Source organism: Staphylococcus pasteuri (genome assembly GCF_003970495.1).
Classification (GTDB): domain Bacteria; phylum Bacillota; class Bacilli; order Staphylococcales; family Staphylococcaceae; genus Staphylococcus; species Staphylococcus pasteuri.
The window spans coordinates 19,158-27,197 of the sequence record NZ_RXWW01000008.1 but is presented as its reverse complement, the minus strand read 5'-3'; the positions used below and the strand labels follow the sequence as shown (position 1 = coordinate 27,197).

At 31.8% G+C, this 8,040-nt stretch carries 7 protein-coding genes; 3 read left to right on the top strand and 4 right to left on the bottom strand.

Annotation, left to right across the window (positions count from 1 at the left end):
• Window positions 1-307: 307 nt before the first annotated feature.
• Both nagE and CD121_RS00940 read left to right on the top strand, forming a co-directional pair.
• Window positions 308-1,786, top strand: coding sequence for an N-acetylglucosamine-specific PTS transporter subunit IIBC (gene nagE / locus CD121_RS00945; protein ID WP_046466810.1), 1,479 nt, complete (start codon window positions 308-310; stop codon window positions 1,784-1,786).
• A 96-nt stretch (window positions 1,787-1,882) separates the two neighbouring features.
• The gene (locus CD121_RS00940) at window positions 1,883-3,007 is read left to right on the top strand and encodes an HAD family hydrolase (RefSeq protein ID WP_126567287.1); all 1,125 of its coding nucleotides are present in this window, start codon (window positions 1,883-1,885) and stop codon (window positions 3,005-3,007) included.
• A gap of 77 nt (window positions 3,008-3,084) precedes the next feature.
• Here the strand turns inward: CD121_RS00940 and serA are convergent, their stop codons facing one another.
• The 3 genes from serA to CD121_RS00925 all read right to left on the bottom strand — a co-directional run bounded on the left by serA (window position 3,085) and on the right by CD121_RS00925 (window position 6,397).
• Window positions 3,085-4,680 (bottom strand): phosphoglycerate dehydrogenase, encoded by a 1,596-nt coding sequence (gene serA / locus CD121_RS00935; RefSeq protein WP_126567286.1) that lies wholly within the window; start codon window positions 4,678-4,680, stop codon window positions 3,085-3,087.
• Window positions 4,670-5,833: a pyridoxal-phosphate-dependent aminotransferase family protein gene (locus CD121_RS00930; RefSeq protein ID WP_029055658.1), complete on the bottom strand. Its 1,164-nt coding sequence runs from the start codon at window positions 5,831-5,833 to the stop codon at window positions 4,670-4,672. The genes serA and CD121_RS00930 overlap by 11 nt, the downstream gene beginning before the upstream one ends.
• A gap of 123 nt (window positions 5,834-5,956) precedes the next feature.
• Window positions 5,957-6,397, bottom strand: coding sequence for an OsmC family protein (locus tag CD121_RS00925; protein ID WP_029055659.1), 441 nt, complete (start codon window positions 6,395-6,397; stop codon window positions 5,957-5,959).
• Between the two features lie 77 nt (window positions 6,398-6,474).
• On the opposite strand from CD121_RS00925, the gene CD121_RS00920 reads away from it, so the two are divergent.
• Window positions 6,475-7,212 carry a glycerophosphodiester phosphodiesterase gene (locus CD121_RS00920; protein WP_029055660.1) on the top strand — a complete coding sequence of 246 codons (738 nt, stop codon included), beginning with the start codon at window positions 6,475-6,477 and terminating at the stop codon, window positions 7,210-7,212.
• A gap of 109 nt (window positions 7,213-7,321) precedes the next feature.
• Here CD121_RS00920 and rpsD read toward each other — a convergent pair whose 3' ends face one another.
• The gene (gene rpsD / locus CD121_RS00915) at window positions 7,322-7,924 is read right to left on the bottom strand and encodes a 30S ribosomal protein S4 (protein WP_017638238.1); all 603 of its coding nucleotides are present in this window, start codon (window positions 7,922-7,924) and stop codon (window positions 7,322-7,324) included.
• Window positions 7,925-8,040: the final 116 nt, after the last annotated feature.

Genomic DNA, 8,040 nt, shown 5'->3' with positions numbered 1-8,040 from the left:
TATTTTAAATGAATTAATATAAAGTTAAATATTAAGCTATTTATAGATGTATTTAATATCTTTTTTTTCGAATTAAAATGAAAGATTTCAAAAAATCACTAATTAAATATCTTGAAAAGTTCATAATTAGAGCGTATTAGCAATTTTAATTATCTTCTTATTCTGATACAATATTTAAGGATAATAATTGATGTGACGGCATTTAAGAACGCTTTCATTAAATATTAACTATAAATAACATTGAATTATATAGTTTTGGATATCAAATACATAATTGTTGTAATTCAATCGAAAAGGGGAGAATTGAATGTATAAATTTTTTCAGAACTTAGGTCGTTCATTAATGCTTCCTGTTGCTGTCTTACCTGCTGCAGCGATTATAGTAGGGATTGGTAACGCACTTAATGCATTACATGTATTACCTCAAGTAGCTCTATTTTTTGTAGCAGTGGGTACAACTATTTTAGGACAATTGGGAATACTATTTGCCATTGGTGTAGCAATTGGTATGGCTAAGAAAAATGATGGTGCCGTTGCACTTGCCGCAGCATTAGGTTTCTTTGTTGTTACACAAGTACTATCACCTAAAAATTTAGCACCTATTTTACATATGAAACAAAGTTCCATAGATTTATCATTTGAAAAAATGGATAATGCTAATGTTTTTGTAGGTATTATTATTGGTTTAATTGCAGCATATACCTATAATAAATTTAGTGACACTGAATTACCAGTTGCATTATCGTTCTTTAGTGGGAAACGTTTAGTTCCAATACTAACAGCCTTTTTCTGTACTTTCTTAGCAATTATATTATTATTTGTTTGGCCAGTTGTATATGGTGCAATCATGACATTTGGAACATGGATTGTCGGAATGGGACCTTTTGGTGCATTTATTTATGGTGTAGCGAATCGACTATTAATTCCAACTGGTCTACATCATGCATTAAACACTGTATTTTGGTTTGATACAATTGGCATTAATGATATCGGTAAATTCCAAACTGGTAAAGATGCTGTTCATGGTATAACAGGTCGATATCAAGCTGGTTTCTTCCCAATTATGATGTTTGGTATGCCAGCAGCGGCATTAGCGATGTATCATACTGCTAAAACTTCACAACAAAAGCAAGTTTATGGTTGGTTTTTAGGAAGTGCTATTGCTGCATTCTTCGTTGGTGTAACTGAACCTATTGAATTTGCGTTTATGTTTGTAGCACCTGTATTATATGTTATTCATGCTTTCTTAACAGGTCTATCACTATTTATTGCAGCACTTTTCCATTGGACAGCAGGATTCTCATTTAGCGCTGGTCTTATAGATTATCTATTATCATTAATTAATCCAGTATCTAATCATCCACTCATGTTACTAGTACAAGGTGTTGTATTCTTTATCTTATATTACGTCATCTTTAGATTTGTTATACAAGTATTTAACTTAAATACTATTGGTCGTGGAGATAATGAATTAGCTGATCCAACAGACGAAGATGCTATTGAAAAAGAAAATGATAATGGTAAACCAACTAAAACAAGTAAATATACTAAGTCAGCTTCACAAATACTGGAAGGTTTAGGTGGTAGCCAAAATATTACTACCTTAACTAATTGCGCAACAAGACTAAGACTCGAACTTAAAGACAATTCAAACATTGATGAACAAAAAATCAAGAACGCTGGAGCTGTTGGTGTAACTAAAAGTGGTCAACATTCTACGCAAGTGATTATAGGTACACATGTTCAACAAGTAGCAGATGAAATTGAAAAACAAATGGAACAATAATATTAAAGTAGAGCAAATTCATTTTTGAATTTGCTCTATTTATTTTCACCATGTATATTATATAGTATCAGAATTTTCTGAAAGGGAGTAAGATAGATGAAGTCAGTTTTATTTGATGTTGATGGTGTATTTTTAAGTGAAGAAAGATGTTTTGATGTTTCGGCATTAACAGTATATGAATTGCTAATGGATAATAATTATTTAGGTTTGGATAATAACAATAATTTAAACCATCTTGATGATGACATAATTTCAAATGTAAGGTCTAACATCTTTGTGAATGATAAAGTATTGCATCAATTAAAATCATTAGGTCTTAATTCTAATTGGGATATGCTCTATATTGTATTTTGTCTACATTTTATTAAAATCTTAAAGCTACTGCCATTAGACAAGATTGAAAATGTATTACAAACAAAGTCTATAAAACCATCGCAATTACAATTAATAGGTCAGTCTATAACCAAAGATTATCAAATTGATTATAATTTACCACTTACTTTTTTAAATTCGGTTGATAGTGGGAAAGAGAATATTTTTGCATCTTTACAGGAATTTGCTAAAAGTGAGCTTAGTGTGAGTAATGTATCACTATTTGAATTTAAAAGTTCATTATGGTATTTAACGCAATCTATATATCAAGAATGGTATTTAGGATCAACCCTATTCGAGACTGTTGAAGGTCAACCAGCATATAATAGTGATAAAACTGGCTTTATACATCAAGAAATTGTCATTCGTCCAGTTGAAGAATTGCAAAATTTGTTTAATGATTTGAAAAATGCAGGCTATCGTATTGCAATAGCAACAGGTAGACCTAGAACTGAAACGCTTGTGCCTTTTGAATCATTAGAATTATTACCATACTTCGACAATAATCACATTGTGACAGCAAGTGAAGTGATGAAGGCAGAGAATTTATATCCTAATTATAAGCCATTAGGTAAACCTAATCCTTTTAGTTATATTGCTACATTAAATGGTAATAAAGAAGAAGAATATTATAAATATGCTTCGGTACAGAATGATATTGTAAATAAAGAAGATGTTTTTATAGTAGGGGATTCTTTAGCAGATTTATTAAGTGCTAAGAAAATTGGTGCTACTTTTATAGGAACATTAACAGGATTAAAAGGTAAGCAAGCTAAATCAGAATTAGAGTCATATGAAGCGAATTATATTATTAATCATGTTGGTGAATTAAGACAAATTTTATTATAAAAATAAGCTACAGAATACATGAGTGATGTACTGGATACAACATTCATATATTTCTGTAGCTTTAATTACTTTAAGGTTTAAATCGTTAGCTTGGTACTTATAATTTTATTAAATGGTACGACTTGATTTAACTCTTCAATAATTTGTTGAGGTGCTTGTTGATCAATAGAGAGAATCATTAATGCCTGTCCACCTTCATCAGTTCTTCCTAAAGTCATTGACGCAATATTTATACCTTTAGAACCTAATAAGTTTCCAGTTTTACCTACAATGCCAGGTTGGTCATTATGACATGTAACAATTTGATATTGATTAGGCTTAAAATCTAAAGAGAAGTTATTAATTCTAACAATTCTAGGACCGAATCCGGCTAATACTGTACCACCGATTTTAATTGAATCTTTATCATTAGATAATGATAATTCTATATAATTACTGAAACCAGAATCATTTTTATTCTTTTCAATATTGTAAGATACATCTTGTTTATTTAATAAAGCAAGTGCATTTATAATATTAACTTCATCTGCAAAATCTTCTTTTAATATATGAGTAACTATAGTTCTTGTAATTAGACTTGTATCTGCTTTTGCAACATCACCGTCATATGTCATTGTAATTTTACTTGGGGCACCGCTTAATAATTGTATTCCAAATTCTCCAAGTGTTGTAGCTAAAGATAAATAATCTTTAACGTTTTGATCTACGTTATTCATATCCATCTTAGGTGCATTAACGGCATTTTTGACAGTGCCATTTGTAAGAATATCTTTCATTTCATTAGAAACTGATATAGCTACTTTTTCTTGAGCTTCTACCGTTGAAGCTCCTAAATGAGGTGTCACTATAATCTTATCGTGTTCAATTAGTGGTGAATCTGTAGGCGGTTCATGTTCAAAAACATCAATTGCTGCTCTAGAAATAAGTGACTGATCTAATGCATTTACAAGTGCTTGTTCATCAATAATACCGCCTCTTGCAACATTTATAATTTGTAAGTTTGGCTTAGCTTTTTTGAAAAATGACTCTCCTACAATACCTTTCGTTTTAGGTGTAAGTGGCGTATGGACTGTGACAAAGTCGGCATTTTCAGCAATTTCGTCAACTGTTGCTAATTTAATGTCTAATGTTTTTGCTTTATCTTCGGTTAAATAAGGGTCAAAAGCTAAGATATTCATACCAAAACTTTGCGCACGTTTGGCTACACCTAAACCAATACGACCTGCACCAATAACACCTAATGTTTTGTTATATAATTCAGTACCACGAAAAGCTTTACGGTTCCATTCACCTGATTTTAAAGATTGATGCGCTTGAGGAATATTTCGAGCCATAGCTAAAATCATTGCGATTGAATGTTCGGTTGCAGATATTGTATTACCGTCTGGTGCATTGATTACTAAAATCCCTTTTAAAGTAGCTGAGTCGATGTCGATATTATCTACGCCCACGCCAGCTCTTGCAATTACTTTTAAGTTTGAAGCGGCTAGAATGATTTTATTCGTAACTTGTGTTTGACTGCGTACAATTAATCCTTCATATTCGGGAATAATATTGATTAAGTCATCTTCTGATAAATCGGTTTTTATATCAACTTCAAATTGTTCATCTTCCAATAAACTCTTTATACCCTCATTTGAAATAGGGTCGGACACTAAAATTTTATGACTCATGATGAATCACCTCCATGAATTTAGATATACCTGTTCCGATATAATTAGTTTTTCTTGCTTCAGTAAGGATTAGTTCTAAAGCTGATACGACGGATAATATATCAAATGGAGAAATCTTACCCATATGTCCTATTCTTAGGATTTTCCCTTTTAAATGTCCTTGTCCTCCGGCAATTGTAATATTAAATCGGGATTTAAGTTGGTTTTTAATTAATGATAGTTCATCTTTTGTATTAGGAATGAAAGCTGTGACAGTAGGGGAAGCTACATCATCATCATCAACTAATAATTTAAGGTTTAAGGCTGTTAAAGCAGCACGGAGAGCATCTCTTATAAGATAGTGTCTTTCAATAACATGGTTGAAGCCCTCATGTTTAACCAAATCAACATATGCATTAACGCCTCTAAATAGCGCAACATTAGGTGTAAAAGGCGTTGAGTGATTATTTGCTGAATCAATATATTTATTTAAATCAAGATAGAATCTAGGTGTAGTTACTTCGTTAAATCTTTGCTTTGCTCTATCATTATAAGCTACAAATGCCAATCCAGGAGGTAGCATAATAGCTTTCTGACTACCTGAAACTAAGACATCTATATTGTCTTTGACTAAATCTACTTCAACAGCTCCAATACAGCTAACGCCATCCACTACAAAAAAGATATCTTTATCATATGTTTTAAGTGATTTTCCTAGTTTATGGATAGGGTGTAAAACGCCAGTTGATGTTTCACAAAATTGAGAGAACACAGCTGTTATTTTTACATTTAGTGATTTGATATAGTCTATAAACTGGTCAACATTAACTGATTTTCCCCAAGTAACCTCAAAGACGTGCACATTGCTATAATACGTTTCAGCTATTTGTTTGAACCGATTACCAAATGCACCTGAAACTATAATGACAATATGATCGTCAGGGTTAGCGATATTTAACATACTTGCTTCAAGTACGCTTGTACCACTTGAAGTTAATATTAAAATATCGTTTTGTGCGCCAAATATCGGTTTTAAGCCGCTAAATGCTTCTTCAGCAATCGTCTCAAAATCGGGAGAACGATGACCTACCATAGGTAATTGAATTTGAGCCATAATTTCATCAGGTACAGGGGTTGGTCCAGGTGTAAGTAAAAGGGGTTGATAATAATGCATAAAATATTCCTCCAACTGTAAGATTTAATTATTTTAACAAATATTCTGAAAATTTAAAAGATAAAATTAAAAGCTACCAGTCCGATTATTATTAATCACAAAAGAACTGATAGCTAGAATGTATTATTTAATTGTTGGTTTAATATGTACAGCAACGTTATTGCGAATTGAGTTAGAGATCATACAGTTATTGTCAGCAATTTTTAACAATTTAGGTAATCGATTTTCAAGACTTTCTCTATTATGTGGTGCAACTTCGATTTCAGGATAATGCGTAATGGAATCCATTCTGAATTTAGCATTTTCAAATATAGCAGTGCCTATAGATGATTGTGTTATAGAAATATCATCGTAACCTGCTCTTTCAAGTGTAGCTGCTAATGAAATAATGTAACATGAAGAGGCAGCACTAACTAATAATTCGTCTGGATTCGTACCGACACCATTTCCGCCAAGTGTACTAGGTATAGATATTTGCTCATTAATAATATCTCCTGTAACGTTGCCAACTTCATTTCTACCACCATGCCATTTTGTTTGAACTTTAAAATCATGTTGAACCATTTAAATTGACCTCCTGTGTCATTATGGTAACTTAAGTTTAGAATATATCTAAACAAATTAAAAGAAAGGTGACTCTCATGACAATTGAACGACCAAACCAATCATTCAAGTTAATCGCGCATAGAGGATTACCTAAAGATTATCCAGAAAATACATTGATTGGGTATCAACATGCGTTAGATTTACCGATTGATATGTTAGAAATTGATTTGCATTATACTAAAGATAACAAACTAGTTGTAATTCATGATGATACAATTGATCGTACTTCTAATGGAAAGGGAAAAGTAAAAGATTATACACTAGATGAGTTAAGACAATTTGATTTCGGATCAAATCATGATGGTCAACCGAATCATGTACAGATTCCCACATTTGATGAAGTGCTACAATTACATTCAAATAGTTCTAAAACATTACTTATTGAAATTAAAAAGCCAAGTCAATACCCAGGTATTGAAACAATGATTGTAGACAAACTTAAAGAATATAAAGTTCCAACTAAAAAAGTGATTTTACAATCATTTGATTTTAATAGTGTGAAAAAACTTTCAGATATGAAAATAGAATATGAATTAGGAGTATTAATTAGTAAGAAAAAATATTGGTATAAGTTACCTAACTTTAAAGAAATCGCTCAAGTAGCCAATTATGTAAATCCTAACTTTAGTCTCGTAAATAAACATTTTATGGACAAAGCACATAGCGAATATTTAAAGGTTATGCCTTATACAGTTAATGAGACGAAAGATGCAAATCATCTTATCAACTTAAAAGTGGATGGCATTATAACAGATATACCAGATAAATTGTAAATAGAAGAGGAGAAACAAACGTAACGTTAGTTTCTCCTTTTTTAAAGATTAAAAGATATAAAAAAACACCCAATCTCCAAATGGAAATTGGGTGGAAAATATAAACCAATTATCTTGAGTAGTACTCAACGATTAATTGTTCATTGATTTCAGCTGGTAACTCGCTACGTTCAGGGAAACGAACGAAAGTTCCTTTTAAGTTGTCAGCATCAAAGTTTAAATATTCAGGTACGAAGTTGTTGATTTCAACAGACTCAGTAATGATATCTAATTTTTGTGATTTTTCACGAACGCTGATTTCTTGACCAGGTTTTAATGAATATGATGGGATGTCTACGCGACGGCCATCAACTTCAATGTGACCATGGTTAACTAATTGACGTGCTTGACGACGAGTACGTGCTAAACCTAATGAATAAACTACTGCGTCTAAACGACTTGCAAGTAAAATCATGAAGTTTTCACCGTGTACACCGTATTGTTTAGCAGCGATGTCAAAAGTGTTACGGAATTGACGTTCTGTCATTCCATATAAATAACGTAATTTTTGTTTTTCACGTAATTGTAAACCATATTCTGATAATTTTTTACGTTGGTTTGGACCATGTTGTCCTGGTGCGTAAGGACGTTTTTCTAATTCTTTACCTGTACCGCTTAATGAAATACCTAAGCGACGAGATTTTTTCCAGTTTGAACCTCTGAATCGAGCCATAATAAGACTCCTCCTTTTTCTTTTTTGTTGTTATGAATAAACAAAAAAGAGTGTTATATGCTTATTAAGATATGTTGTTTTATGTGTCTTCACCTTATAGCGACAGTTACACGACA

Coding starts and splice junctions, on each gene's coding strand:
- CD121_RS00920 (WP_029055660.1), top strand. CDS start 6,475: ATGACAATTGAACGACCAAACCAATCATTCAAGTTAATCGCGCATAGA.
- CD121_RS00925 (WP_029055659.1), bottom strand. CDS start 6,397: ATGGTTCAACATGATTTTAAAGTTCAAACAAAATGGCATGGTGGTAGA.
- CD121_RS00940 (WP_126567287.1), top strand. CDS start 1,883: ATGAAGTCAGTTTTATTTGATGTTGATGGTGTATTTTTAAGTGAAGAA.
- rpsD (WP_017638238.1), bottom strand. CDS start 7,924: ATGGCTCGATTCAGAGGTTCAAACTGGAAAAAATCTCGTCGCTTAGGT.
- serA (WP_126567286.1), bottom strand. CDS start 4,680: ATGAGTCATAAAATTTTAGTGTCCGACCCTATTTCAAATGAGGGTATA.
- nagE (WP_046466810.1), top strand. CDS start 308: ATGTATAAATTTTTTCAGAACTTAGGTCGTTCATTAATGCTTCCTGTT.
- CD121_RS00930 (WP_029055658.1), bottom strand. CDS start 5,833: ATGCATTATTATCAACCCCTTTTACTTACACCTGGACCAACCCCTGTA.